The organism is Neoroseomonas soli (assembly GCF_018129065.1).
GTDB classification, from domain to species: Bacteria; Pseudomonadota; Alphaproteobacteria; order Acetobacterales; family Acetobacteraceae; genus Neoroseomonas; species Neoroseomonas soli.
The window spans coordinates 36,040-62,072 of sequence record NZ_JAAEDM010000008.1 but is presented as its reverse complement, the minus strand read 5'-3'; the positions used below and the strand labels follow the sequence as shown (position 1 = coordinate 62,072).

The window sequence follows — 26,033 nt, the reverse complement described above, 5'->3', positions numbered from 1 at the left end:
GCTGCGCAGCATATCTGCTTCCCATCGCTCGCTATGCTCGGGAAGTGCTGCGTCCGACGCAGGCTGGCCCTAACCGCAGTCCGCGCACGTCATCAGCCCGCGACGTTCGCGCGCAGGCTCGATCGCATAGCCGCACCGCATGCAGTTTGCGCCACCATCTGATGCGTTGAACGGGTCGGCGACGCGCCTTGTCGGCGCGCTGGTCGGCCGTTTGCGAGGTCGCCCTCGGCCACGACGTGGCGCAGCGACAAGCTCCTCAGCAGGGGCCGCATCAGCCTCCGTCGCCGCTGGCTCCCAGGCTGGCATGACGTGGGTGACCGGCTCTGCGGCTTCAGGGGTCGCATGCTCGATCGGCATAGACGTGCGGGGCGTTTGCTTCGTCGGGAAGCCGCCGTCCCACGAAGCCGCACGAACATGTTGATCCTGGCGCTGTTGCCTGTCCCTCACGGCGCCACCCGATCGCACATGCACCACTTCGACCGACCTGCTTCCCGGCACTCCGGCGCGTCGGGGGATGGTCAGCGTCTCGCGTCGATCGGCCGACGCCGGCTTGTCGTCCTTGAAGCGGGCGAAGACGTGGTCTTTATCGTCCATGTCGATCCGGTCTCTGAAATACCTGCGGCGATGCTGCAATTCGTTGATCGTATGATTGGGGCGGATCAACAGTTTGCATTAACCAAGCGTTGCGGAGCGATCGGGTTACTGAAAGCTCTCGGTCACGCCGAGAAAAATCCACCTAATATCAATGGGTTAACCTTGAGGGTAGAATTGGCCTACCCTCAAGGTTCGGAGACTCTCCGCCCTCTCCGGCCCAAATTTGGTGGTGGTTGCGCCCTCGAACCATCAAGGTCCGCGCACAAACCTCGTCCAAACCTGCGCCTCAGCGCGGTGCCCTGACCAGGAGAGACGAGTTGTGAGAGAGAAGACTGGAGCAGCGGTAGGAACCGGGGAATGAAATTCTCTGGGGAGGAAAAAGCGCGTCGGCTTGGTCGGGATAGCGAACGTGACGGCTCGCCTGCGAAGTGAAGGCGATCGCCTTCCTGCTTCCGATGCTGCCTATCTATGCCCTGTCCCTCATGAAAGAACTCCTCGTACCGTCGATGGCTCGCGGGGCTTCCGGAGACAAACAGGCGGCCCCGCGGACCATATGGCGCCCAGGTCTTTCCGTGGCGGCACCTACTGCCTCTCGGTCGGCCTCATCGCGCCGGCGACCTCGGCAGGGTGGACTCGCCCAGCGTCACCACGATCCGCTCCAGCCGGCCCGTGAACGCGAAGGGTGTCCGATAGTCCCGGTCGTAGACGGACGACCCCGTGTCGAGGCCGACATCGAAGGTCTCGTCGCTCTGCACGGCGAAGGGCAGCGTCCGCGCCATCGTCCGTCGCGCCACCACCTGCCCGTTGACCGACAGGATCCCCGTTCCACCGCGCCCCACCGGCGCGCCGGCGGCATCCGGCTGGAACTCGAAGGCGATGCTGTGCCGGCCGGGCGGCAGGGCGGCCGGCGCCTCCCACTTCACCCGCTCCATGTCGAGCAGGTTCCAGGTGAAGACCGGCCGGCCGGCAAGCAGGTAGAAGCCCCAGCCCGCGAAGCGCCCGCCATGCGTCGCGATGACGCCGCTCGCGCCACCGGCCGGCACCTCGATCTCGGCCACCAGGCGATAGGCGCGGTTCAGCAGCGATGGCGCCACGCTGGCCTGCAGGCTGGTCCCCGCCCCGCGATAGATGAATTCCTGCCGCCCGGCCGACGGGCCCGGCCGCGGCGCAATCAGCCGCGGCAGGCTGGAATTGTCGAGCGGCAGGACGCGGTAGCGCGCCGCCTCGACCAGGAAGAGCTGCTGCAGGTCGCGCAGCCGGTCGGGGTATTGCGCGGCGAGGTTCCGGCTCTGCGTCGGATCCTCGGCGAGGTTGTACAGTTCCCAGGCATAGCCGTTGACGACATCCTCCGGCGCGTGGCCGGAACTCTGCCAGGGCAGCGTCGGTGGCGTCGTGTTGGCGTACCAGCCATCGTGGTAGATGCCGCGATGGGCGAGCATCTCGAAATGCTGCGTGCGACGGCGCGACGGCGCGACGGCATTCGCGGCGCCGAAGGTGTAGAGCATGCTGATGCCCTCGATCGGCCGCTGCGCCACGCCGTTGACCGAACGCGGCTCGGGGATGCCGATCGCTTCCAGGATCGTCGGCGCGATGTCGAGCACGTGGTGGAACTGGTGGCGAATGCTGCCGCGGTCCGCGATGCGCCGCGGCCAGGAGATGGCCATGCCGTTGCGCGTGCCGCCGAAATGGGAGGCGACCTGCTTCGTCCACTGGTACGGCGTGCCGAAGGCCCAGGTCCAGCCGACCGCGAGGTTCGGATAGGTCCTCTCCCCGCCCCATTCGTCGATGAAGGGTAGCTGCTGCTCGACCGGGATCTCGACGCCGTTGAAGAAGGCGAATTCGTTCGGCGTGCCGTGCACCTGGCCTTCGGCGCTGCCGCCGTTGTCGCCGCTGATGTAGATGACCAGCGTGTTGTCGATCTGCCCGGCGTCGCGCACCGCCTGGATGACGCGGCCGATTTCATGGTCTGTATAGGCTAGGTAGGCCGCGAAGACTTCCGCCTGCCGCGCATAGAGTCGCCGCTGATCGGCCGAGAGGCTCGACCAGCGCGGCAGCGTGTCCGGCCAGGGCGGCAGCACCGCGTTCGGCGGCAGCACGCCGAGGCGCTGCTGGTTGGCGAAGATGCGCTCGCGGATCACCTCCCACCCCTCGTCGAACTGGCCGCGGAAGCGGGCGATCCATTCGGGCGTCGGATGATGCGGGGCATGCGCGCCGCCCGGCGCGTAGTGGATGAACCAGGGGCGGCCCGGCGCGACCTCGTTCAGTTCGCGGATGCGCTCGACGGCCTCGTCGGCCATGGCGGTCGTGAGGTTCCAGCCCGGGCGGCCTTCGAAGGGCAGGATGCGCGTCGTGTTGCGGTAGAGGTTGCCCGGCTCCCACTGGTTCGTCTCGCCGCCCATGAAGCCGTAGAAGAGGTCGAAGCCGAGGCCGGTGGGCCAGCGGTCGAAGGGGCCGGCGGGGCTGATCTCCCAGGGCGGCGTGTTGTGGTTCTTGCCGAACCAGGCGGTCGAATAGCCGTTCCGGCGCAGCGTCTCGGCGATCGTCGCCGTGTCGGCGCCGATGATCGCGTTGTAGCCGGGGAAGCCGGTCGAGAGCTCCGCAACAGCGCCGAAGCCGACCGAATGGGGATTGCGCCCTGTCAGCAGGGAGGCGCGCGTCGGCGAGCAGAGCGCGGTGGTGTGGAACTGCGTGTAGCGCAGCCCGGCCTGGGCCACGCGTTCCAGCGCCGGCGTCTCGATGATGCCGCCGAAGGTGGAGGGCGCGCCGTAGCCGACATCGTCGGTGATGATCAGCAGGACGTTCGGTGCGTTCTCGGGCGCGCCGAGCGTAGGCGGCCAAGCCGGCGTGCTCTCCCGCGCGGAAGGATTGATGGTGCCCGCGAAGGGAGCGGGCGGCTGCGGCAGGATCCGGGAGTTCGGGAACTCGATAGCGGTGGCGGAGCCCGGCGTGCCGCGGAGGTCCTGCGCCGGCGCCTCGCGCGCGACGAAGGCAAGCGTCAGGAGAAGCAGTGCCGCGCCGATCGCCGCGGGCGCGCCGCGGCCGCGCAGCGTCGGCACAAGGACGACCGACGATGCGCGATGGCCCGGTCTGAAGATCATGGCGCGATCCTTCATTTCACATACGGTCGGGAGGCGACGGAGCCGATGATATCGGCGTGCCAGAATGAACCGTAAGCGTCGACGCTCATCCTCTATCCAAAATCGGCAGACCGTCCGGCAAGCATCGACATCGAGATGCGGGGCAACGTATCCTATTGATCTGCATGCCAAGGCAAAAGTGAGAGAGCAAAGCATGGGTTGTCCCGCAGGTCGGATGAAGGCGAATACGCTGCTCTGCGCGCTCGTTGCTCTCGCGCTCCCGGCCGCGCCTGCGCGGGCGCAGCAGCCCGCCGCGGCGCCGGACGAATGGACCTTCACCCTGTCGCCCTATGTCTGGTTCTCGGGCCTTGGCGGCGAGGTCACGACGGCGGCGGGATCGGAGAGTTTCGCGGCTGATTTCGGCGACATCTTCGGCACCATGAAGTTCTCTGCGATGGGCCTGTTCGAGGCGCGGCGCGGGAATTTCAGCCTCGTCGTCGATACGCTCTACCTCAACCTGCAGCAGGGTGTGCCCGTCCCGGGGCACGGGGCCTTCAGCGGCGCCAGCGCGCGGACCCAATCGGCGGAGGTATCCGCGATCGGCCTCTATACCGTCGCGCAGGGACAGGGCGGGCGGTTCGAGCTCGGCGGCGGCGTGCGCGCCTGGTGGTTCGACACCGAGCTTACGCTCGATGCCGGGCGCCTGCCCGGGCGCAGCGTGGACAACTCGGTGAGCTGGGTCGATCCGGTCATCGCCGCGCGCGGCGTGGTCCGCCTGAACGACAGCCTCGCCATCACCGGCTATGGGGATATCGGCGGCTTCGGTGCCGGATCGCAACTGACCTACCAACTGATGGCTACGCTGGACTGGCAGATCACCGCGAACATCAGCGCGTCGGTCGGCTATCGCTGGATCCACATCGACTACGACAAGGGCCGCTCGGACATCTCGCTCGACATGGCCGGGCCGATCATCGGCGCAAGCCTGCGCTTCTGAGCGCGGCGCAGCTCCGCTTCCGTTGCGAGGCACGAGGAACGAATCCGAGCGCATGGAGGACGACATGGCAGACCGCGCCGCGAAGGACGATCGTCCGGTGCATCGACGGACATGCGCGCGCCTCGCCGCGTCAGGCGGGCTCGCTCTGCTCGCGCTCTTCGCGCCGCGCCGCGCGGCTGCCCAGGCACCTCGGCATCGCTTGCCCGCCAACCCGCGCGGTGCGGCGGATCCGCGTGGATTGGCCGATCCCCGGGGACCGCTCGACCCACGCGGGCCTCTCGATCCGCGCGGCGCCGCCGATCCGCGTGGCCTGGCCGATCCCCGAGGTCCGCTGGACCCGCGAGGCCCCCTCGATCCACGCGGCCCGCTGGACCCGCGGGGCCCGCTCGATCCGCGTGGACCGTTCGATCCGCGATCCGCACGCTGAGGAGACCACCCGCCTTGCCGGCGCGGCCGTGTCGCGACGCAAGCGGCTCACGCCCGCCACCCGCGAACTGCCCGGACACGCGAAGGCGTAGACGCAATCGCCGGCCGAGGAAGCCGCCCCTTCCCGCACGGAAGACCCCGACATGCCGACCCGCCACCATACCCGCCGCGCCGCCGGCCGGCTTGGCTTCGCCACCTTCCTCGCCGCGGGCTTCGCGGCGCGGACGGAAGGCGCCGAGCCCGCCCGACCGGTGGGGCAAGTCACCATCACCCAGACCCAGGTCAGCCTGCTCGGCAGCGTGTCCTGGGGAAGCGGCACCCTGACCTTCCAGGGGCACGCGCATCGGTTCCGCGTCCGGGGTCTCGGCGTCGGCGGGGTCGGCATCTCCGAACTCCGGGCCAATGGCGACGTCTACGGGCTGTCGCGGCTCGCCGACTTCCCGGGCCTCTACGGCACGGCGCGCGCGGGCGCGGTCGCGGGCTCCACCGCGATGCGCGGTGGCGTGTGGCTGCAGAATCCGGCGGGCGTCACCATCCAGCTCCGTCCGCAGCGCACAGGCGTTGCGCTGCAGATCGGTGCGGACGGGCTCCTGATCGAACTCGACTGACGGCGCGCCGCGCACGCCTATCGGATGCCCGGAAGCCGCTGGCGCAGCCCCCGCAACTGCGCGAGCAGCGCGGCGGCCTCGCGATCCGACGCATCCAGCGCCACGGCCGCGGCGGCGAGCCTCTCTGCTTCGCTGAAATTCGAACGGTCGCGCTCGATCGTCGCGAGCGCCATCAGGCTGTCGCGGTGGCGCGGGTGGCGTTCCAGGTTCGCGCGCAGCACGGCGACGGCGTCCTCGGTCCGACGCAATTGGTTCAGCGCGATCGCCTGGACGTAGCCGTAGCGCGGTTCCTCGGGCCGTAGCCTGGCGGCCTCGGCAAGCGGGGCCAGCGCATCGGCCGTCCGCCCTTGGCGGGCCAGCGCCAGCGCCAGCGCGTGATGCGCCTCTGCCTCGCCCGGATGCGCGGCGACGGCGCGGCGCAGCGCAGCCTCGGCCGCCTCGTGCCGCCCCCGCTGCGCCTCGAAATCCGCGAGGTTCACCAGCGCGCCGAGATGCGTCGCGTCGCGCGCCAGCGCGTCGCGATAGGCGGCCTCGGCGCCGACCATGTCGCCGCGCGCGGCGAGCAGGGCAGCGATGTTCACATGCGCCTCCGGCCGCTCGGCGGCGACGCGCTCGCTCGCCAGCAACTCCTCCCAGGCGCGGGCGAAGGCGGAGCGCGCCGCCTCGGGCAGGGCGGCGACCGGCACAGGCGCCAGGGCGCGTGCCGCCTCGATGCGCACGAGCCGCGTCTCGTCGGTCAGGAAGCGCGCCGCGTGCAGGCGGTTGCGCGGGTGCAGGACTTCGAGCATGCGCAGCGCCGCGGCGCGCACCAGCGGATCGGGGTCGAGCAGCGTCGCGCCGATCGCCTGCGCCGTGGCCGGAGAGGGCGGCATGGGCAGCAGCGAGACAGCGGTCGCGCGCAGGATCGGCGCCTGCGCGCGATCGGTCGCCACGGCGGCAAGCAGGGCGTCCGCGCCGGGCCGCCCTTCGCGTCCGGCGGCGATGGCGAGCGCGGGGTACGGATCGTCGCGCCGCCGCGGCCCGAACCATTCCACGATCTGCCGTGCCGCCCAGGATTGCGGGCGGTCCGTGTGGCAGGACGTGCAGGTGTCGGGCGCCCCGACCTGCGCCGCGACATCGGGGCGCGGGATGCTGAAGGCGTGATCGCGTCGCCGGTCCACGCCCATGTAGGTCACCGCGGGCATGTGGCAGGACACGCATTGCGCGCCCGGCGTGCCCGGCGCGTGACGGTGGTGCTCGGCCGTGTCGAAGCGCGCGGGCAGGTGGCATTGCGCGCAGACCGCGTTGCCTTCCGCGCGAAGCGTGCCGCGATGCGGGTCGTGGCAATCGGCGCAGACCACGCCCGCACGGCTCATGCGTGACTGCGCGAAGGATCCCCATTCGAAGACCTCACCCTGGATCTGGCCATCGGCGTGGTACTCGCCGCGCTCCAGCAGCAGCGGCGCGTGGGTGTCGAGGAAGCGCTGCCCGGGCGACGGGTCGGCGACCAGCGGGCGGGCGCGGGCATGGCAGGGCGCGCAGGTCTCGACCTGCGCGGCGCTCGATTGGCGCGGCGGGCCGTCCCAGCGCGCGATGCCGCGCGGGTCGTCGGCCGCGATGCGCCAGGCGCCGCCGGACCGGTCGCGGAGGTTCACGGTGAGGCCGCGATGCGGGTCCTCGCCGCGTGCGCCCGATTGCGCCCAGGCGACATGCGCGGCGCCGGGCCCGTGGCAGCTCTCGCAGCCGACGCTGATCTCGGTCCAGGTAGTGTCGTAGCGATCCGTCGCCGCGTCATAACCGCGCACCAGCCCCGTCGAGTGGCAGGAGGCGCACATGAAGTTCCAGGTCTGCTCGCGTTCGGTCCAATGCAGCGGGTCGGTCGCAGGCAGCGGGTCCTGCGCCATGAGGTGGAACCAGCGCTGCCCGCCCTCCTCGCGGGGCCGGCTGTCCCACGCCCAGGGCAAGGCCTGCCGGCGGCCATCGGGGAACAGGACCAGATACTGCTGCAGGGGATCGACGCCGAAGGTCTCGGTGATGGTGAAGTCTGCGACGGCGCCACCGGGCCCGTCGGTGCGGATCACGTAGCGATCGCCCTCGCGTCGGAAGGACGCGGTGTGTCGGCCATCGGTGGCGGTCACGCCGGAGAAATCACCAAGCACGTTGGCGGGTGTCGCCGCCGCCATGGCGCGCGCGTGGTCGCTATCGCGCCACGCGGCGGCTTCCGACGCGTGGCACGACGCGCAGGTGGTTGAGCCGACGAAGCCCTGGCGGGCGCGTTCCGCCGCGTGCGGCGCCGGGGGAGAGACCAGCAGGGCAGCAAGCACGAAAGGCAATGCAATCAGCGCAGCGAGCATGGTTGCGCGACGGAGCATCAGTGGCAGGTCAACCTTCATGGGCTACGGCACCGCAGGCGATCACGGGCCCGGATGTTTCCACGCGAAACCGTCCCGTGGCGAGCGCGGCGTCCATTCCGGACGGCGGGTCCGTGCGGATGGTGCCCGCATCGACGAACGAAGAGGCCGGGGCGCACGTGCCGCGGGGCGCACGGGCAGGCGATCCTCTCCCCCAGAATGACGGCGGCGATATTCCAACCGGCTCGAATGGACGCTGAACCGTCAGAACACGACCCCCAAGAGCCTGCGGATCAGTTCCTCCAGCGGCATCATGGTCAGAAGAAGCGGTGCGACCGGCGCGAGCGTCACGATCGCCAAGCGGACAACGTCATCCCGCGTGACAGGCACGATCCGCATGCCCTTCACGACTTCCAGGCTGTTGCCGAGGTCGGCAAGCGACTGGATGTCGCCGCTGCCGAGCAACTCTTCGCCCGGTGCGGCGCCGCCGCGCAGCCACTTGGTGTCGAACGCGCGCACGTAGCTCTCGGCCAGCGTGCCGTATTCGCGCGTTCCTACCCGCTTCGCCGCCGCGAGTTGCGGCGCGAACACCAGAAGCGGACCGAGCGCGAGGCACTGGACGAAGACGACCATCCCGCCGATCTCGAACATGAAATTCGTCAATGGCGCCCCGAGATGGAGGATGCGGTCCGCCAGGAAGGCGGACAGCAACGCGCCGAGCGCCGCGGCAAGCACGGTAAAGCCCTGGACTGCTAGCGACAGGAAGCCAAGGCCGCCGACCCTGTCCGGATGCGTCGGGATCAGCTTGAGTTGAATGCGCGACACCTGCCAGAGAAACCGCGCCCAGATGAAAATACGAAAATACCAACGGCAAATCAGAAACTGAAAGACCGGGAGGCTGAAATAGCCGAGCCAGATACCAGCAAGCGAAAGCTGCGTACCCTGGTCTGTCCGGGTGGAGTACCAGGTGGCGGCGTCCATCGCGACGTAATGCCGCCAGACCAACAGGACGCCGACGGCATAGACGGCGACGATGAGCAGCACCTCGGCGACAACGGAATTGCGCAAGCGATAGGCCGAAGCGACGGCGGCCTTGAAGCGCGGCATGTCGGCTTCGGGGATCAGATGCCTTTCGAGGAACATCCGCGGAACCGAGCCAATCCGATCCTGCACGAGCAACTCCGCGGCAATCAGCAGCGGTATCGCGACAAGGAACCGGACATGGACTTCCGCGTCGAAGAGAAACGGCACCGCGACCCCATGCAGCGCACGTCCTTCCAAGGTCGATAGCACGAGCAGCGGCAGCCAGGTGAACAAGGTGATTGCGATGACCCGCCTGCGCGCGAGTTGCAGTGCGTCATCGGTGAGGCGGGTCCGGCGCAATAGCTGGAACAGGGGGCCGCCGAGGAAAAGCGAGAAATCCTCCGCGTTCCTTTGCTGAAGACCGGCTTCTGCATCGGAGTTCATCGGGAGCCCTTTCGGAGCAGGCGAGCGGAACGAACAGCGAAAAGGGAAGGCTGCGGCGCAAGGCGGTAGGACCACCAACCCTTCGCTCGCCGGAAACGCATTCCCGGGCTGATGGGCGTGAGGTTCATCTGGGCTAAGGCACTGAAGGCAAATGACAGGTTGAACGACCGTGGCGCCTCGCACCGGCCAGGCGAGAAATCGTCACGCGCTCCGCCGCCACATCATGACGCCGTGGCAAACCGGACCTGCGCGGGATAGCGACCGCGGCCCCGCTCGTTTTCATGCAGGGCCGCGCCATGACGAGTGCCGCGTCAGTTCCGCGTCGCGGCCTGCGGGATGGTGCTGGCGCCGAGGTTGAACTGCACGCTGCGCAGCGTGCCGGTGAAGGCGAAAGGCACCTGGTAGTCCCGGTCATCGACCGGCGTGCCGGTATCCTGCCCGACATCGAAGGGCTCATCCCACTGCATATAGAAGGGGATGCTGCGCTCCATCCGGCGTTCCGCCACCTGCTGGCCGTTGACCGAGAGCGTGCCCACACCGCCGCGCCCAATCGGCGGGCCGGAGGCATCGGGCCGCCATTCGAAGACGATGCTGTGGCGGCCGGGCGGCAACGCCGCGGTTCCCTCCCACTTCACCCGCTCGATGTCGAGGAAGTTCCAGGTCCAGACAGGGCGACCCTCCCGCAGGTAGAAGCCATAGCCGCCGAAGCGGCCGCCCTGGGTGACCAGCATGCCGTTCGCGCCGCCCTGCGGCACCTCGATCTCCGCCGTCACGCGGTAGGCGCGGTTGAGGACCGGCGGGGAACTGTCCGAGGTCAGGCCGATGCCGGTGCCGCGATAGGTGAACTCCGTACGGCCGGCCGAGAAGCCAGGCCGCTGCACCAACAGGCGGGTCAGCACCGAATTGTCCATCGGCAGGACGCCGTAGCGCGTCGCCTCCACCAGGAACAGCTGCTGCAGGTCGCGCAGCCTTTCCGGGTGCTGCGCCGCGAGGTCGCGCGACTGCGTCGGGTCCTCCACCAGGTTGTAGAGTTCCCAGGCGTAGCCGTTCACCACGTCGGCCGGCGGCTGTGTGGCGCTGTCCCAGGGCGGGTTCGGCGGCGTCGTGTTGGCGTACCATCCATCGTGGTAGATGCCGCGGTGGCCGAACATCTCGAAATGCTGCGTGCGTCGACGCGTCGGCGCCTGCGCGTTCGCGCGGTCGAAGGTGTAGGCCATGCTGACGCCTTCGATCGGGCGCTGCGGCACGCCGTTCACCATCTGCGGTTCCGGGATGCCGATTGCGTCCAGGATGGTCGGCACCATGTCGATCACATGATGGAACTGGTGGCGGATGCCGCCGCGGTCGGCGATGCGCCGCGGCCAGGAAATCGCCATGCCGTTGCGCGTGCCGCCGAAATGCGACCCGACCTGCTTCACCCAGCGGTAGGGCGTGCTGAAGGCCCAGGCCCATCCGGCCGCCATGTGGTTGTAGGTGCGGTCGCTGCCCCAGGCGTCCATGAGTTCGAGCTGCCGGGCAACCGGCGTCTCGATGCCGTTGAAGTAGGCGACCTCGTTCGGCGTGCCGCGCAGCTGCCCCTCGCTCGAGGCCCCGTTGTCGCCGCTGATGTAGATGATCAGCGTGTTGTCGATCTGCCCGGCATCCTCGACCGCCTGGATGACGCGGCCGATCTCGTGGTCGGTGTACGCGAGGAAGGCGGCGTAGACCTCGACCTGGCGGATGAAGAGCCGGCGCTCATCGGTCGAGAGGCTGGCCCAGCGCGGCAGTTGTTCCGGCCAAGGCGTCAGCATCGCGTTGGGCGGCAGCACGCCCATGCGGCGCTGGTTCTCGAAGATGCGTTCGCGCAGCGCCTCCCAGCCCATGTCGAAGCGGCCGCGGAAGCGCTCGATCCATTCGGGAGGCGGCTGGTGCGGGGCATGCGTGCCGGCAGGCGCGTAATTGATGAACCAGGGCCGGCCGGGTGCTGCTTCCTGCTGGTTGCGGATGTAGGCGATCGCCTCGTCCGCCATGGCGGTGGAAAGGTTCCAGCCCGGCTGCCCGAGGAAGGGGTGGATGCGCGTCGTGTTGCGGAACAGGTTGCCGGGCTGCCACTGGCTCGTATCGCCGCCGACGAAGCCGTAGAAGTAGTCGAAGCCCATGCCCTGCGGCCAGCGGGTGAAGGGGCCGGCCGGGCTCGCCTCCCAGGGCGGCACGTTGTGGTTCTTGCCGAACCAGGAGGTGCCGTAGCCGTTCTGCCGCAGCGTCTCGGCGATCGTCGCGGTGTCGGCCGGGATGATGGCATTGTAGCCGGGGTAGCCGGTGGAGAGTTCCGAGATCACGCCGAAGCCGACCGAATGCGGGTTGCGGCCCGTGATGAGCGAGGCGCGGGTCGGCGAGCACAGCGCGGTGGTGTGGAACTGCGTGTAGCGCAGCCCGGCATTGGCCACGCGCTCCAGCGCCGGCGTCTCGATGATGCCGCCGAAGGTGGAGGGCGCGCCGTAGCCGACATCGTCGGTGAGGATCAGCAGGACGTTCGGCGCATTCTCGGGCGCGCCAAGCGTGGGCGGCCAGGCGGGCGTGCTGTCCCGCGCAGACGGCGCGATGCTGCCTTCGAAGCGGCCGGGCGGCACCGGCAGGACGCGGGAGTTGGGGAACTCAACCGCGTTCGGCGCCCCCGGCGTGCCGCGCAGTTGCTGCGCCGCGGCGGGGGACGTGGCGAGCCCGAAGACCAGCGTCGTGACCACGATCCCGGTTGCGAGTGCGCCAAGAACCCTCATCGACCTGCCTCCAGAAAGGAACCCACGTGGAACGCGCGCGCGCATACCGGCCCAAGCACGCCATTAAGCGCCAGAACAATCGCCGCGTCTCGTGGTCTCGCCGCAAGACGCTATCCAAAATCGGCATTCGCCCTGGGGAGCGCGGACAGGCTGGGTCCGCATCCCGTTACATGGCCGGCATGCCTCGGCTTAGCGGCCGGGCCTGGCCGCCGCCGCTCGTGGCGCGCCTCGCGAGTGTCTCCGACGGCAGCCTGCCGAACAGTGCCCTGTAGTCGCGCGCGAAGTGACCGAGATGCCAGAAGCCATGCGCGAGTGCGACCGACTTCACCAGGTCCGGGGTGTCCAGCTGGCCGAGCAATGCTCGGTGCACCAGCATCAGCCGGCGGGACTTGAGGTAGGCGTGCGGGCTCATGCCCAGCGCCGCCCGGAAGGCGTCGTGTAGCCGGCGGGCAGAGACGCCGAGTGCCGTGCAGAGTTCTTCCGTGTAGACCGGCCGTTCCACCTGCGCCTCCATGAAGGCCTCGGCCGCGGCGACGATGCGCAGTGCCTGGCCGACGGCACGCGGGCGTGGCCTGAACTCGGCCTCGGCAGTCAGGGCCGCAGCGACCTCTTCGCGCAGCGACATGGCCAGACTGCCAGCAGCGTCGGGACTATCCAGTAGCACCGACGGGTCGTCTGCAAGCTGGCGTGACGCCGACAGCGAGCCAGCCAGGCGCGCCGCCCGTTCAGGGAGCAGCGCCAGCAGGCTGACCGTGCCCCTGACACGCATCTGCGGCGGCGCGAGCTCGGCCAGTTCCTCGAGCTGCGGCAGCGGCAGCGCGAGCGCCGCCCAGTCAAGGCAACGCGGGTTGTTGGACGTGATCTCGGCACCGCCGAGCGCCAGGATCGCCTCCGCGGTGCCGACCTCGGCGCCATTAACCCGCGCCGGGCGCTGCGGTGCCTCCAGGTTCATCATCAGCACCGCGATGCCGGGGGCGATGCCGCCCCGCGTGACATGCGCCGCGGTTGTGGCCTGCTGCACGACCATTTCGCCGACGCGCAGTACCCGCAGCGTCGCCGCAAAGGGCTGCTGCCGCACCGGCAGGCAATCGAACTGGCCGCCCAGCAACGCGCTCGCGAAGGCGCCTGCCTCATTGAAGCGGCGTGTGAGGCCCATGGCCTGCGATGTGTCGGCTGGAGCGGCCATCACGGTCATGGTCAGGCGCCTCCTTCGTGCCTACGCTTCCAGGTGCACGGTGACCGCGCCGCGCCGCACCGCAGCCTTCAGCGCGGCATGGTCGCGTTCCGCCTGATCGGCATAGGCGAGGGCGAAGTCCCCAACGGCGTCATCGAAGGCGTCACCCGAACCGAGATAGCCCGCGATGCCGGCCACCTCCGAACTCTTGGCGTGGGCGCGCGCGAGCGACCAGCCGCAGATCCGCGCGTAGAGTTCCAGCATCTCGCCGTCGAAGGTCTCGATCAGCGGCTTGATCTTCGCGTCGCGGAGCTGGCGGACGTAGAACTGCTTGCCGTTCACGCCCGTGACCCAGCCCAGGAACAGGTCGGAGGCCGGCTGCATCAGCCGCTGCCCGACCACGACGCGCTGCCCGTGATGGGCATAGGCGCTGGCGCCCGCGAAGGGTTCGAGGACGGAGGCCACCGCCTCCTTGAACTGGAGAAACAGCGGATCGTTCGAGGCGGACATCATCAGGACGATCCAGCAGCGACGCCCGACACTGCCCACGCCCACCACCTTGATTGCCGCGTCGACCACGCGGTAGCGATCGAGCAGCACGCGCCGGTCGTCGCTCAGCGTCTCGCGATAGGCGGCGAAGATCTGGGTCAGGACCTCGTCGAACTCTTTCGATCGGGCGAAGTCGGGATGGAAGATCAGCGGCGGCGTGTCGCGGATCGCCGTGCGGCCGCCCACCACGCCGGCGAGCTTCGGGAAGTCGAGTTCCGACCCGCTGCCCGACAGCGCCTTGTCGATACGCGCCTTGAGAGCCGCCACGCGCGCCGCGGGCACCATGGTGAGGACGTCCTCGGCCGTGACGCGCGCGTACCAGACCTCGAGCGGATGCATCCCGGCGAATTCGCGAAGGCGCTTGCGATAGGCGCGCGCCGCGGAGACCGCCGCGTCCCGCCCCTTGCCGTCCGACAGGCCGATGGAGCGCGCGGCGAGCACGAAGGACGCGGCGAGCCGCTTCACATCCCATTCCCAGGGCGCCGGCAGTGTCTCGTCGAAATCGTTGATGTCGAAGATGATGTTGCGCTCCGGCGTGGCGAAGCCGCCAAAGTTCGCCAGGTGGCAATCGCCGCATGCCTGCACCCGGATGCCCGTGGCCGGCGTACCCACTAGGTCCGCGGCCATCACGGCGGCTGACCCGCGGAAGAAGGCGAAGGGCGAGGCCAGCATCCGCCCGTAACGGATCGGCACGAGCTCCGGCAGCCGCTCGGCATCCGATGCCTGCAGCAGCGCGACCGGATCCTGCCGCTGCGCCGTCCGTTTCCATTCGGCATGCGCGGCGCGGGGAACCCTTGTGCGCAGCGCCTTTCCGGCCTCCATGCGCTCGGCGACCGAGGGCCCGTGTGGATCGACGACTCTAGGAGACTGTTCGGCCGCCACCACCGGTTGGGGCTTCTGATCTGACTTCTTGCCGGTCTTCTTCATCGCCTGACCTTTTGTCGCCGCTTTGATACCATTGTCATGAGGGCATCAGACTGTCGTTTCGCGCGTTGATGTGCGTCAAGATTCTCCCGCGTCCATTGCGCGCGGGGCGTCTGACGCCTGCACCGCACGGCGAACGAGCGATGCACCCAGCAAGAACGGCAGCCGGCCTGAACGAGGCCTGCGATGCCGCGGGTGGCCCGTGCCGCCTGTGCGGCTGCAGCATTGTGTGTGCCGAATTTCAGGTGCAGCCCCGACATGCTGCTGCCCGACCAACAGCGGGACATGCTGCGCCTGGATCGCAGCAAACGACGGTCCGGCAGGTGGCGCAAGGTGTCGTGAGGCCAGTCAGAAACTGAAGCCAAGGCCGACCGACGTGCCGGTGATGTTGTTGTCGCCGATGAAGTACCGCGCGACCAGGCGCACCCGGGACAGGTTGAGCCCGAGGGCGCCGAACTCCTGGCGGCCCACGTCGATCTCGATGCCGCCACCGACCTTGGCCGACCAGGTGAACCCCATGATGTCGGCCTGGTCGCCGAGGTAGTAGCTGAACGACCCGTCGAGCACCCAGCGCACCGGCCGGCCGAAAGCCTCCCAGCCGGTCGGCCAGCGATACCGCGTCCAGAGGCTGGCGGTCTGCGCGGTGGACCTGCCCCGCGCCGCGCGGATCGTGTCGCCTAAGGTTTGCAGCTGGATCTGCGTGTAGCGCAGCTCGACATCGATGTCGCGCGCCGGGCGGTAGTCGTAGTAGGCGAGCATCAGCGACCCGCCGAGGCCCCCGACATTCACGTGCTGGTCGGTCAGCGCCGAGATGTCGCGGTCCGTGCGGTACTGGATGAACTGCCCGAACAGCGAGGCATCGGACGCCGCATAGCCGCCCGAGACATTCAGGATCGGCCGCAGCCAGAGATACTCCCCGATGCGGATGTCGTAGCCCACGCCCAGCGTCGCCGCGATGTTGTTCCACCGCAGGGGCGAGCGCCGAGTGCCGAGATTGGTGAACACCGCGCGCGGGTCGTAGCGCGCGGTGCCGACATAGGCCTCGGTGAACAGCGGGAAGCTCTCGCTCCAGGTGAAGCCGAAGCCGAACTGGCTGAGCGTGAAGGTCGAGGCGCCCTCGTCGGCGCTCACTGTGCTGCGATTAATCTGCAGCGCATTCGCCGAGCCATCGGGCGACATGTTGTAGCCCATGATGCCGAGCACGCCGCCAGGGCGTATCCGGATCTGGTCGCGGATGGCATCGATGCGATCGAGGATCGCCTCGACCCGCTCCCCGGTCGGCTGGGCCGCTGCGATCGCGGGCGGGCCCACCATCGCCGCGACGGCCAGAGCACGTGCGATCCGCCGCAAGCCGATCACGGCGCCGGCCCGGCCGCGGGGATGGATGGCCGCGGCAGGGCGAGCATGGCGCGGCGCAGGCGATCCTCCGCGGCGCGGACCAGTTCCACCACGTCCTGGTCGGTGATGTCGGAGGCGCGGACCCGGAGCAGCGCGTGATCCTCGCCGATGCGCACGATGATGGCCGAATACTGCGCGCGCGCCGTCGCGATGGCGGGGGGCTCGTTCGGATCGGCATTACGGCCGATTGCCGCCGTCAGCGCCTGCACCAGCGCCTGCACGGACGGATCGGTCTCGCCGATCGCGCCGCGCAGTTGCGGTGCGCGCCAGTTCTGCCTGGTCGCGCGCCGCAGGACGGCGCCGAGGGCTGCGACCGGCTGCTCGCCGCCAGTGCCCGCGCGCCCGGCCTGCGGGGCCAGTTCGACGAAGGGGTTCTCCGGATAGGGCAGCACGCCGTCATCGGCCATGCGCCCGAGCGCGGCGAGGTAGGTGGCCAGCGCCTCGCGCATCGCCAGCGCACCTTCCCGTACATCCTCCGAGACCGGCGGCGGCAGGCGCCCGGCGGGGAAATCGGCGGCGAGACTGGCGGTACGAGCCCAATCGCGCACCGGCGTATAGTCGGGCGCGCTGCAGGCGGCCGGCAGCGCCGCCAAGACGGCGAACACGAGGCGCCGCATCACGGCTGCACCACGGCGCCAACCATCCCGGCCGCGCCAGGCCGCAGCCCCACCGCGGGATCGGGCGCGAGGATCAGCATCAGGCGGCGCAGCCGGTCCTCCTGGGCATGGATCTCGCGCTCCACCTCGCGCTGCCGGATGTTGGACGCGCGTGCCTTCAGCAAGGCGTGGCCCTCCCCGATGGCCGCCAGCAGCTGGCGGTAGGTGTCCTGGTCCGATCCCGGCGCGCCGACCGTGGCGCGCGACAGCGTGCCGACCAGCACCTGCGCCGGCGGATCGGCGGCGCGGATCAGCGGCCGCAGGCGCAAATCCTCGATCACCGTCGACGACCCGGCGCTGCTCGCGCGCGCCCCGGGTGCAAGGTTGCCCGCCCGGGCGGCGTCCAACAGGCGGCCGATCTCGGCGACCGCAGGTCCCGCGGCGGGGTCGGCCGACGCGGCGCGCGGCACCAGCGGGGCAAAGGCCTCGGCGCGGAAGGTGAGCGTGCTCTCCTCCTGCGCGAGTACCGACAGCGCATAGAGGTAGATGGCGAGCGCTTCCTGCTGCGCGAGCAGCCCGTCGCGCTCGTCCGGCACAGGTGCTTGCGCGGCGCTCGGCTGGTCTGCGAGCACGCTGGCAAGGCGCGCCCAGTCCCGCAACGCAGTATTGGGCGGCAGTGAACAGCCGGCGAGCAGCACGCATGCGAAAAGAGTGATTGCCGACCGCAGAACGACTCGCCCTTCATGCTGATTGCGACGTCTCTTATCCTTACAGGGCACGCTGTCGTGAGGGCAACCAAGGCTGACGCCCTCGCGCTGGATGATTCCATTCCCTCGACAGATGCCAAGCGTTCGTCGTGATGATGTCGCTGGATGCCGCACCCCCTGCGTCGAGCGCTCCCTCTCATGGGGCCGATGGATCTTCTCAACGGACAATTTCGCTGCGATGTGCACTGGTCGGCGCTAGCGTTCATGGAGACGGGGACCCGGCCCCGAAAGCGCGGGGACCGCCGGAGACGCTGCACGGTGGGGCAGATCGAGGGCGGTGGTGGGGATGGCGGCGGACCCGCTGGTGCCCACCAGGCCGGCCGTCATAGGGCCGGCCGCATGGTTGGAGGCGGGTGCGGAGGCGATGGGTGCCGCACCCGCCATCCGGCTCACGGCAACCTTCGCTTCCTCACCTGCACAGACAGCGTCGCGGAGCCGAGATCGAAGGTGGCCGGTGAGATGTTCCTGGCCATGACGCGCACGGTGTTGCTGGACCAGGCCGCGGCGTCGAGCTCGATGAAACGCGTCGAGGATATCAGCGCCGCATGGGCAAGATCCCCCTGCCGCGCGCCGGTGACGGTGACGTCGAGCAGGCCGGTCGCCCCTGGCGCCAGGCTCGGCAGGTCCCACGCCACCTCCGCCGCAAACTCCCGCTGGCCCACCGGCAGGGCCGGCGCGCCACAGAGCAGCGCCGGCGCCGCCTCGGGCAGCCCGTACAGGCGCAGCGCCTCAACCTCGATCTGCCCGTCGAAGCCCACGATGCCGATCTGCGCGAAGGCGACCCCGGCGCCGAGCCGCACCGTCATGCGCTTGTTCAGCGAGGCGTCGGCCATGGCGGCACCGCCGGTCCACGCCTTGGACGGGACGTTCCACAGCAGCGTGGTGATCGACGCCAGCGCGTCGCCGGCGACGTTCTCGCGCACGTTCATCGCCGCATCGAAGCAGCGCACGAAGATCCGCCCGCCATCGGCACCGCCGACGAGGGAATGGACCAGCGCGAATTCCTTCGCCTGGGAGCACTCCACCACGAAGGCCAACCCCCGCTGCGCCGCGAGCAGCAGCCCGCGCGCGGTCGGCGTGATATCGTCCAGGCCATTGAAGGACAGCCCGGCCAGCGTCGTGGCCGAGGTCGTGGAGGTGGCGACCACCGCCAGCCCCTCGACACCGATCTCCGTCGCGCTGTGGCGGAAGGCCTGGGCCCGCACATTGGGCACGGATCCCAGCAGGCGTAGATGCCGCGACGCTGGCGCCCGATGCCGGTTGAGCACGGTGTTGCCGCAGCGGGTCGCGGTCGCGGTGTAGTCGACGCCGACCTGGTAGGTGTTGGACCAGGCGACCTCGTACTCGCAGTCCTGCGCCGCGGCGGTGTGCCGGGCGACGATCGGCGAGCAGGCCTCCATGCGCAGTGCCCGGCCGATGATCGCCGAGCCGCTGGTCTCGTTGAGGAACGGGATGGCGACGTTGGGATCGAGCTGGCGCAGCTCGAAGTTCGGCGCATCGAAGACGTGCCGGTTGTGGTTGGAATAGGCACCATCCGCCTTGGACAGCCGGATCCCAAAGCGGTCGATCGAGGGATTGATCCCCGTCGCCACCGCGAAGTGGCCGCCATAGTAGCGGACAGACGTGTTCCAGGCGGTCGCGGTGGCGCAGCGGATGTCGAGGCCGATGCGGTTGTTGAGGATGCGGCCGAGATGGAAGGTGCTGTCCTCGACGCCGCGGCCGTCGCCCAACGTGCGCAGGCCGATGGTGAAGCCCGAAACCAAGCGCAGCTCGACCACCGAGGCGTCGATGTTGCGCACCAGGATGCCGATGTCGGCCTCATCGAGCCAGTCGGACTGGGTCTGCCGGACGACCTGCAGCCCGGCATAGTGCTTCTCGCCGTTGCGGGTGGTGCCGCCGTCACCGAGCGTCAGCACGGTCGCCGGGGCGGTACCGGTGTAGCGGATGACGCCATGCATGATGAGGCCACGGGCGCCGCCGCCGAGGACCACACCGGCGGAGACGTTCCAGGTGCCGGGCGGGATGACCGCGAACTTCTGGTCGACCGCGGCGCGATCGAAGGCCGTCTGGATGGCGGCGCGGTCGTCGGCGACGCCATCGCCCAGCGCGCCGAAGTCGGAGGGCAGTACGGTCTCGCGGTCGCGCAGATACTTGGCGAGATCGGTCTTACTGACCGCGGTGTCGAGCACCAGCAGGTCGTCAATGCGAGCGGGCATGGGGCCTCCGATCAGAGGGCAGTGGCGGAGACCGGGCCGGCCAAGGCCGAGACGTTGCCCTCGGCCGAGACGGCGCGAAGCCAGTACCAGCGGGTGTCGCCGGCAGTGAGGCCGGTGCGGTCCCAGAAGAGGCTGGTCGGCTCGGTGGGCAGCTTCACGGCGGCGGCCAGGCTGTCGCTGCTGGCCTCGAACACCTGCAGCCGCACGGCCTCGGGCGGCAAGCCACCCGACAGCCGCACGCCGCCGGCAATCCCCGTCGCCGTCGGCGCCGCCACGGCGGCCGGGACGAGGGCCTGCCGCCAGCCCGACACGGCGCCGCTGCGCGCCACCGCGCGCACCCGGAAGCCGGTCGGCTCGGCGGTGGGGATGGCGGCCGCGGTAGCGCCCAACGAGCCGCCATAGCCCTGCCAGGCCGCCACCGAGGCCGGCAGGAACTCGACCTGGTAGCCGGCGAGATGGGAGGAGCCGACCGCCGCCCAGGACAGGGAGAGCACGGCGAAGGCCGTCGCCTGCGGCGTCTCCACCGCGATGCTGGCGGGGGCTGCGATGACGCCCGGGTTCGGCAGCACCACGGCGGGATTGCTCCCTGTCGCGCGCTCATCCACCGCCGGGTTCCAGTCCCACACCGCGGCGTCCTCCTCCTCCAGGGTGAGATCCACACCGCCCTCGGCGGCGAGCGACCAGGCGGTGACCCGCGCCGGGAAGGGCGTCAGCCGGTCGAGGGCGACCGTCGCTGCCTCCCAGGGCCTGAGCCGCAGCGCGGAGAGGTTGGCGGGGAAGGCCACGGTGCGCTGGCGGCGGTTGCGCTCCAGCTCGACCTTCATCAGCCGCTGCACCGTGCTGACCGAGGTGGTGAGCGGGAATTCGAGGTCGCGATAGATCATCTCGCCGCCATCCTGGGCGACGTAGTTGCTGGCGAGCAGCGGCGGCGCATCGGTCGGCTGCCAGTTGGCGGCCGGCTCGACATAGACCGCCCTCACCCCGTTGAAGAGATCCCGCCGCGGCCGCGCGCCCTGGATGGTGACGTCGCCGCGGAGGTCGTCGGAGGTCAGGGTGGCCGCCGGCAACGCCGGCGCCCCGGCGTGGATGAAGAACCGCCCCCCACTCACGACCAATGCCCCGGCCATGGCGGCGGCGAGCTTGCGGGTGATGGCGATCTTGCCCTCGGCGAGGGACAGCACGCCGTTGGCGGTGTAGCGGCGCTCGTAGATCCCGGCCCGGGTGCCGACCAGCTCGTCGCAGATGTTGGCCGCCGCCATCAGGGCGGGGATGTCGATATCGGCCCAGGCGGCCCGCCAGCCGAAGGGCGCGGTGAGGTACCAGGCAAGCAGCAGGGCCGGGTTGTCGGACCAGCCCACCACGCCGGTGCGCGGGTCCAGGATGGTGTCCGCGCCCTCAACGATGGCGGCGATGTTGGGCGGGCCGGCGGGGAAGGCCTCGGCGGTGAGTTTCAGCCGGACGGCGATATAGGCGCGGCCGCGGCCGCGATGCGCGCTGGTCCACTGGTCGCCGGTCTCGGCGATCAGGTTAGCGTTGGCCGTCTGGTCGGGGCCGCCGAGATGCCGATCGATGCGGACCAGGCCGGCGAGGGAGCCGTCGCTCTCCAGCTTGTCGCCGAGGAACACCTCGCCAATGGCGCGCACCCGGTGCGCGGCGAGCACCACCACCGAGTAGAAGTAGCCATCCACGCGGCCCTCATCGTCGGTCGCCGAGTGCAGGAAGACGATCGGCCCCGACACCTTGCAGCGGCCGAGGACGATCTGGTGCTCGGTGACCGGCTGGCGGAAGGCCTGGGTGCGGCCGGCGCCGGGCTGGCCGGCGTCGAAGCCGGCGATCGCAGCCGCCTGCGGGCTGAGGCTCGCCTGCCTTTTCTGCTTCTGCGGAAAGACTGACTGGCCGATGGCCGAGACGATGAAGGCGGCGCCGGCGCCGACCACCGCGCCGATGATGCCGCCGCCGACCGCGGCGGAGGCGATGCCGGCCGCGGCGACGGCGATGAGGGGGACAGCGGCAGGCATCGGGCGCGGTCCTCCGAGGCGTCAGTCGATGCGCCAGGCGATGGTGCAGGTGGTGAGCGGGGCACGGACCAGGCCGCGGGGGCCGACGAAGGCAGCACGGCCGCCATCCACCACCACGCCGAGGCGGGGCGGATCACCGGCGAGGACGACGTCCCCTGCGCGCGCGAAGACGGGTGGGATGCGCGGAAAGCCGGCGCTGTCGGCCGTAGCCTCCAGCGAGGGCAGGCTACGCCAGGCAGGAATCCGACCCGTGCTGGCGCGCACTGCGGCCAAGGCAAACCGCCCGCAGTTCCAGCGATGGGCCTCGAAGGGACGCGTCGCGGTCGCAGCCAGCAGCGCTGCCAGCCGCGCGTGCCAATCCGGCAGCCGGGCCATCAGTTGGCTGGCAGCCGGATCTCCGCCTCCTGCAGGGCGGGGACGAACTCGAAGAAGCGATCCCCCGGATACTCGGCCTGCTGGTCCGCGTCGGTGTAGCGCCGCACCTCGGCGCGCTCGAGGTCGACCAGCCGGCTTTCGCAGGTGAGCGAGATGCGTGGCTCGGCGCCGTCGACCACCTGCATGGTGTCCATCAGCCCGGCCCAGAGCGGAAACGGATCGGCGACGAAGGCGCCCTCGGCATCGAGCAGCGCGCCCCACAGCCGCGCCGGGCGCAGCCGGAAGGATTGCTCGGCGAGGGCGATGTCCACCACCTCCTGCGGCACCGGCGAGAGGGTGAGCGTGATGCGCACCGCCCTGAGTTCCGCGGTCTCCTCGATGTCGGAGACGGCGCCGATGGTGCCCATGCCCTCGTAGACTGTCCCGGCCCAATGGAGCGGCCCGAGCCCGGTCCAGGCGCGGATGGGGCCCGACGCGAAGTCGAGCTCGACCAGGACGACAGGGGTGGCGACCGGTGCGGTCGCCGCCGCCGCGGCCTGGGGCGACAGGCGCGGCGTGGCGGTGACGCCGTCGGTCATGGCAGCACCTCCTCCAGGCGGATGGTGATGGCGGTGAAGCGCCCCGGCCGGGTCGGGTTCATCCCCTCGTCATCGGAGGCGAGGCGCATGGCGACGGTCGGCGTGGTCAGCACCAGCGGCTCGGCGAGCGGGGCCGCGGCGCGCAGCGGCGGAGCGATCGGGATGGTGGCGGTGCCGGTGCCGGAGGCAGTGACCGTCTCGGTCGCCATGTAGAGCCGGCCGGCGAGGCCGATATGATCGCCGGCGCCGACCGCGATAGCGTTGGGCCACCAGCCCTGCGTCTGGATGGCCAGCGCCCCGCGGGTGGCGCCCGCGGCCAGTGACGGCGTGCCGCTGCCCACCACCAGCCCCGTCCCATCGGTGAAGATCGTCGCGTCCGAGAAGGAATACGGTCCGCTCGGGACCTCCCCCTGGCTCCGGGGATCGCCGGTGCGGTACTCGCGCCGCCAGTCCCAGATGCGGACGGTGTTGGCGGAGCCGGCGAGCGCGGCGAGCAGCCCCTCCAGCACGCCCGCCTGGGTGCGGTTGAGCGGATCGAAGCTGGCCTCGGCGATCCAGCGCGCGCCATCGCGCCGCAGCACCTGGGTGGCGCGGCTGACCGGCGAGACGAAGCGCAGCGTGTTGTGCTGCAGGTAGAAGCTCAGCCGCGACGGCCGCAGCGAGGCGGGCCAGGCGTATTCGGTCATGGCGCCCTTTTCCTCCCTGCTACCCGCGGACCGTGTCGTAGGCCGCGCCGCCGCGGCGGATCGCGTCCAGCGTCATCGCCGAGGCCTGGCGCGCGATCTGCCCCGCCAGCAGCCGCAGCCGCGCCTCGACGCCGGCATCGGCGCCGCGGGCGTCGATCGTGATGCTGGTGTGGATGGTCGGGCCGGCCCCGCCCGGAGCGATCCCATTCGGCAGCACGGTCCCGGCCTGGCGTGGGACGAACCATTCCGGCCCACGCTCGCCGACGATGTAGGGCTGGCCAGCAGCGACCGGTCCGCCCTCGGCGCGGAACAGCCCGCCGAGCCAGGAGCCGACATCGGTGAACAGGCTGTCGAAGGAGATGCCCGACAGACCCGCCGTGACGGCATTGCCCAGCGGCTCGGTGATGACCTTGCGGGCGAGGATGCGGGTGATGTCCTGCAGCAGCCCCTCCAACACCGAGGAGAACTTCTCGCCTTTGACGATGGCGTCCTCGAAAGCGCTGGAGAAGGTCAGCCCCAACTCGCGCACCACGTCCGAGGTGCGGGACGCCCCCTCCTCGACACGGCGCTCCGCCCGTTCCAGCTCCTCCATCGCCGCGACCGCCTCGCGCTGGATGGTCTCGTCGGGGACCGCCCGGCCGGCCCGTTCGGCGCGCTCCACCAGGCTGGACAAGGTGGCGAGGCGGCGCTGGTAGCGTTCATAGGCGGTCTCGTTCTGCTGGATCAGCCGCTCGCGCTCGCGCTGCAGCTCGTTCAGCTCCCGCTCGGCCTCGCGGGCCTCCCTGGCACCCTCGGTGCTGGCGCGGCGGACCGCGGCGACGCGGGGCTCAAGGCGCCGCAGCGCCTCGTCGCGCTCCTGAAGTGCGAGGGTCTCAAGGCGGGTGCGCTCGGCGGCGGTGACCCCGCCGGCCGCCTCGGCCTCCCGGAGCCGGCGGACGCGCTCCTCGTACTCCCGATTGATCCGGAAGCGGTCGTCGAGGTCGCGGGTGAGGTCCTGGACGTCCTGCGTGGCGCGGCGGCGCCGAGCCTCGGCCGCGGCATTGGCGGCGGTCTCCTGCTCCGTCCGCTGGCGCTCGCCGGCGGCCTGCTCGCCGCGGGTGATCTCGGCCTGGAGCTCCGTGTATTGCCGGCGCAACTCCTCCAGCCGGGCGGCACGGTCGACCCCGGCCTGCTGCTCGGCAGTGCCGACCAAGCCCGGGCGGATGCTGCCGCGGCGGACCGGCGCGGTGAGGCTGGGCCGGCCGTCATTCGCGCTCTCCAGCCGGGCGATCTGGGCGGCCAGCGCCTCGGCCTGGCGGCGCATGCCGGCGAAGCGTTCCTCCTCGCTGAGCATGCCGGCGCCCTGGCGGACGCCGTCCACCGCGCGGGCGGCAGCCGAGAGCGCACGGGCCAGGGCGTTGGACAGGCCGATGGCGCGGTCGAGCTGGCCCAGAAAATTCTCAGTCGCCGCCGTCAGCTGCCCGAAGGCCCGCCCAAGGGAGAGCGGGGCGCGGTCGAGCTCGGCACCGAGGCGCTCGGTGGCGCGCAGCAGCGCCGGAAAGACCCGCTCGGCGGTGAGCTTGCCCTCGGAGCCGAGCTTGCGGAGCTCGCCGATGGAGACGCCGAGTTCCTTGGCCAGCCCCTCGGCCAGCAGCGGCATGGCCTCGAGGATGGAGCGCAGCTCGTCGCCCTGCAGCACGCCGGAGGCCAGCGCCTGGGCGAGTTGCAGCGTGGCGGAGGAGATCTCCTGGGTCGACGCGCCGGAGACGATGGCGACGCGCTGCAGGCCGCCGACGAGGCGGACCACCTGATCGGAGGTGGCGCCGATCTCGCGCGCGGCGATCGAGAAGCGCTGGAAGGCGTCGACGCTCTCCGACACCGCGACGCCGGTGGAGAGCGCGTTGCGGTAGAGCGCCTCGTATACCTGGCCGGCGCGCTCGACCGAGCCTGTCGCGTTCTGCAGCCGGGACAGGCTCTGGGTGAGCGCGTCGCCGGCCTGGACCAGGGCGCGCGCGGCCACCGCCGCGCCGGCGATCTGGATCCCGCGGACGGCGACGTCCAGCAGGTCGAGGGAACGAGAGGCGCGTTCGGCGCCGCCCTTGATCTGGTCGAGGGAGCGCTGGCCGGTCTCGCCGACCTCGCGCAGCCCGGCCTTGACCCGGGCAGCATCGTCCAGCGAGAGGCGGACCGAGACGCGGCGGGTGGCATCAGCCATTCGGCTTTCCCTCCCCGTCTCGGTGAACGGCGGCGCCCTCGGCCATGCCGATGCGGATGGCGAGCAGCAACTCGGCGCTGGCCCAGCCTGCCGCGCCCATCTCGCGCGCGGCGGCGAGCGCGCCGGCGGTATCGAGCGTCAGGCCGGACATCGTCGCCTCGGCGCAGGCGATGCCGGCGGCCCAACAGGCGTGGCCTTCGAGGCTGGTGGGGGCGTGGGCTGCGTAGGGGCAGGCGTCGGCGCAGTCGCGCGCCAGGGCGGCGCAGCCGCGGCAGTAGTCGGGCCCGCGGCCGAAGTGCCAGG

At 70.5% G+C, this 26,033-nt stretch carries 20 protein-coding genes; 4 read left to right on the top strand and 16 right to left on the bottom strand.

Translation table 11 applies throughout. From position 1 onward, the window contains the following. Positions 1-414 precede the first annotated feature (414 nt). Positions 415-897: a hypothetical protein gene (locus GXW76_RS05185; RefSeq protein WP_211860926.1), complete on the top strand. Its 483-nt coding sequence runs from the start codon at positions 415-417 to the stop codon at positions 895-897. A gap of 299 nt (positions 898-1,196) precedes the next feature. Here the strand turns inward: GXW76_RS05185 and GXW76_RS05180 are convergent, their stop codons facing one another. Beyond that, the gene (locus GXW76_RS05180; protein WP_211860925.1) at positions 1,197-3,692 is read right to left on the bottom strand and encodes an arylsulfatase; all 2,496 of its coding nucleotides are present in this window, start codon (positions 3,690-3,692) and stop codon (positions 1,197-1,199) included. Positions 3,693-3,906: 214 nt separating this feature from the next. On the opposite strand from GXW76_RS05180, the gene GXW76_RS05175 reads away from it, so the two are divergent. The 3 genes from GXW76_RS05175 to GXW76_RS05165 all read left to right on the top strand — a co-directional run bounded on the left by GXW76_RS05175 (position 3,907) and on the right by GXW76_RS05165 (position 5,702). Beyond that, complete coding sequence (locus GXW76_RS05175; RefSeq protein ID WP_211860924.1) at positions 3,907-4,668, top strand: porin family protein; 762 nt, start codon at positions 3,907-3,909, stop codon at positions 4,666-4,668. A 233-nt stretch (positions 4,669-4,901) separates the two neighbouring features. Continuing rightward, positions 4,902-5,186, top strand: coding sequence for a hypothetical protein (locus GXW76_RS05170; RefSeq protein WP_211860923.1), 285 nt, complete (start codon positions 4,902-4,904; stop codon positions 5,184-5,186). A gap of 51 nt (positions 5,187-5,237) precedes the next feature. After that, positions 5,238-5,702: a hypothetical protein gene (locus GXW76_RS05165; RefSeq protein ID WP_211860922.1), complete on the top strand. Its 465-nt coding sequence runs from the start codon at positions 5,238-5,240 to the stop codon at positions 5,700-5,702. Positions 5,703-5,719: 17 nt separating this feature from the next. Here GXW76_RS05165 and GXW76_RS05160 read toward each other — a convergent pair whose 3' ends face one another. From GXW76_RS05160 to GXW76_RS05090, 15 genes are all read right to left on the bottom strand, one after another. Beyond that, positions 5,720-8,053 carry a cytochrome c3 family protein gene (locus GXW76_RS05160; protein WP_211860921.1) on the bottom strand — a complete coding sequence of 778 codons (2,334 nt, stop codon included), beginning with the start codon at positions 8,051-8,053 and terminating at the stop codon, positions 5,720-5,722. 243 nt (positions 8,054-8,296) lie between these two features. After that, positions 8,297-9,499 carry a hypothetical protein gene (locus GXW76_RS05155; protein WP_211860920.1) on the bottom strand — a complete coding sequence of 401 codons (1,203 nt, stop codon included), beginning with the start codon at positions 9,497-9,499 and terminating at the stop codon, positions 8,297-8,299. A 311-nt stretch (positions 9,500-9,810) separates the two neighbouring features. Next, entirely contained in the window at positions 9,811-12,255 is a 2,445-nt protein-coding gene (locus GXW76_RS05150; protein ID WP_211860919.1) for an arylsulfatase, read from the bottom strand. Between the two features lie 166 nt (positions 12,256-12,421). Beyond that, a complete protein-coding gene (locus tag GXW76_RS05145; protein ID WP_211860918.1) occupies positions 12,422-13,450 on the bottom strand; it encodes an AraC family transcriptional regulator in 1,029 nt (342 codons plus the stop codon). Positions 13,451-13,471: 21 nt separating this feature from the next. Continuing rightward, complete coding sequence (locus tag GXW76_RS05140; protein WP_246513933.1) at positions 13,472-14,905, bottom strand: DUF2252 domain-containing protein; 1,434 nt, start codon at positions 14,903-14,905, stop codon at positions 13,472-13,474. A gap of 345 nt (positions 14,906-15,250) precedes the next feature. Continuing rightward, a complete protein-coding gene (locus tag GXW76_RS05135; protein WP_211860917.1) occupies positions 15,251-16,216 on the bottom strand; it encodes a hypothetical protein in 966 nt (321 codons plus the stop codon). A 41-nt stretch (positions 16,217-16,257) separates the two neighbouring features. Continuing rightward, on the bottom strand, positions 16,258-16,917 hold the full coding sequence (locus GXW76_RS05130; protein ID WP_211860916.1) for a type 2 periplasmic-binding domain-containing protein: 660 nt from the start codon (positions 16,915-16,917) through the stop codon (positions 16,258-16,260). Beyond that, positions 16,917-17,492 (bottom strand): hypothetical protein, encoded by a 576-nt coding sequence (locus GXW76_RS05125; RefSeq protein ID WP_211860915.1) that lies wholly within the window; start codon positions 17,490-17,492, stop codon positions 16,917-16,919. Before GXW76_RS05125 ends, GXW76_RS05130 begins: the two co-directional genes overlap by 1 nt. A gap of 560 nt (positions 17,493-18,052) precedes the next feature. After that, positions 18,053-19,879 (bottom strand): glycosyl hydrolase family 28-related protein, encoded by a 1,827-nt coding sequence (locus tag GXW76_RS05120; RefSeq protein WP_211860914.1) that lies wholly within the window; start codon positions 19,877-19,879, stop codon positions 18,053-18,055. Between the two features lie 11 nt (positions 19,880-19,890). Next, positions 19,891-21,897, bottom strand: a complete 2,007-nt coding sequence (locus tag GXW76_RS05115) for a phage tail protein (protein WP_211860913.1) — start codon at positions 21,895-21,897, stop codon at positions 19,891-19,893. Positions 21,898-21,918: 21 nt separating this feature from the next. Then, a complete protein-coding gene (locus GXW76_RS05110; protein ID WP_211860912.1) occupies positions 21,919-22,272 on the bottom strand; it encodes a DUF6950 family protein in 354 nt (117 codons plus the stop codon). Then, positions 22,272-22,850 carry a hypothetical protein gene (locus GXW76_RS05105; RefSeq protein ID WP_211860911.1) on the bottom strand — a complete coding sequence of 193 codons (579 nt, stop codon included), beginning with the start codon at positions 22,848-22,850 and terminating at the stop codon, positions 22,272-22,274. The genes GXW76_RS05110 and GXW76_RS05105 overlap by 1 nt, the downstream gene beginning before the upstream one ends. Continuing rightward, positions 22,847-23,536 (bottom strand): hypothetical protein, encoded by a 690-nt coding sequence (locus GXW76_RS05100; RefSeq protein ID WP_211860910.1) that lies wholly within the window; start codon positions 23,534-23,536, stop codon positions 22,847-22,849. Before GXW76_RS05100 ends, GXW76_RS05105 begins: the two co-directional genes overlap by 4 nt. A 19-nt stretch (positions 23,537-23,555) precedes the next feature. Next, positions 23,556-25,730 (bottom strand): tape measure protein, encoded by a 2,175-nt coding sequence (locus tag GXW76_RS05095; protein WP_211860909.1) that lies wholly within the window; start codon positions 25,728-25,730, stop codon positions 23,556-23,558. Beyond that, positions 25,723-25,881, bottom strand: coding sequence for a hypothetical protein (locus GXW76_RS05090; protein WP_211860908.1), 159 nt, complete (start codon positions 25,879-25,881; stop codon positions 25,723-25,725). The genes GXW76_RS05095 and GXW76_RS05090 overlap by 8 nt, the downstream gene beginning before the upstream one ends. Positions 25,882-26,033: the final 152 nt, after the last annotated feature.

Bases quoted from the DNA above. Each gene is read 5' to 3' on its own strand.
- GXW76_RS05185 (WP_211860926.1), top strand. From the start codon at position 415: ATGTTGATCCTGGCGCTGTTGCCTGTCCCTCACGGCGCCACCCGATCG.
- GXW76_RS05180 (WP_211860925.1), bottom strand. From the start codon at position 3,692: ATGATCTTCAGACCGGGCCATCGCGCATCGTCGGTCGTCCTTGTGCCG.
- GXW76_RS05175 (WP_211860924.1), top strand. From the start codon at position 3,907: ATGAAGGCGAATACGCTGCTCTGCGCGCTCGTTGCTCTCGCGCTCCCG.
- GXW76_RS05165 (WP_211860922.1), top strand. From the start codon at position 5,238: ATGCCGACCCGCCACCATACCCGCCGCGCCGCCGGCCGGCTTGGCTTC.
- GXW76_RS05160 (WP_211860921.1), bottom strand. From the start codon at position 8,053: ATGCTCCGTCGCGCAACCATGCTCGCTGCGCTGATTGCATTGCCTTTC.
- GXW76_RS05155 (WP_211860920.1), bottom strand. From the start codon at position 9,499: ATGAACTCCGATGCAGAAGCCGGTCTTCAGCAAAGGAACGCGGAGGAT.
- GXW76_RS05150 (WP_211860919.1), bottom strand. From the start codon at position 12,255: ATGAGGGTTCTTGGCGCACTCGCAACCGGGATCGTGGTCACGACGCTG.
- GXW76_RS05145 (WP_211860918.1), bottom strand. From the start codon at position 13,450: ATGACCGTGATGGCCGCTCCAGCCGACACATCGCAGGCCATGGGCCTC.
- GXW76_RS05140 (WP_246513933.1), bottom strand. From the start codon at position 14,905: ATGAAGAAGACCGGCAAGAAGTCAGATCAGAAGCCCCAACCGGTGGTG.
- GXW76_RS05135 (WP_211860917.1), bottom strand. From the start codon at position 16,216: ATGGTGGGCCCGCCCGCGATCGCAGCGGCCCAGCCGACCGGGGAGCGG.
- GXW76_RS05130 (WP_211860916.1), bottom strand. From the start codon at position 16,917: ATGCGGCGCCTCGTGTTCGCCGTCTTGGCGGCGCTGCCGGCCGCCTGC.
- GXW76_RS05120 (WP_211860914.1), bottom strand. From the start codon at position 19,879: ATGCCCGCTCGCATTGACGACCTGCTGGTGCTCGACACCGCGGTCAGT.
- GXW76_RS05115 (WP_211860913.1), bottom strand. From the start codon at position 21,897: ATGCCTGCCGCTGTCCCCCTCATCGCCGTCGCCGCGGCCGGCATCGCC.
- GXW76_RS05110 (WP_211860912.1), bottom strand. From the start codon at position 22,272: ATGGCCCGGCTGCCGGATTGGCACGCGCGGCTGGCAGCGCTGCTGGCT.
- GXW76_RS05105 (WP_211860911.1), bottom strand. From the start codon at position 22,850: ATGACCGACGGCGTCACCGCCACGCCGCGCCTGTCGCCCCAGGCCGCG.
- GXW76_RS05100 (WP_211860910.1), bottom strand. From the start codon at position 23,536: ATGACCGAATACGCCTGGCCCGCCTCGCTGCGGCCGTCGCGGCTGAGC.
- GXW76_RS05095 (WP_211860909.1), bottom strand. From the start codon at position 25,730: ATGGCTGATGCCACCCGCCGCGTCTCGGTCCGCCTCTCGCTGGACGAT.
- GXW76_RS05090 (WP_211860908.1), bottom strand. From the start codon at position 25,881: ATGTCCGGCCTGACGCTCGATACCGCCGGCGCGCTCGCCGCCGCGCGC.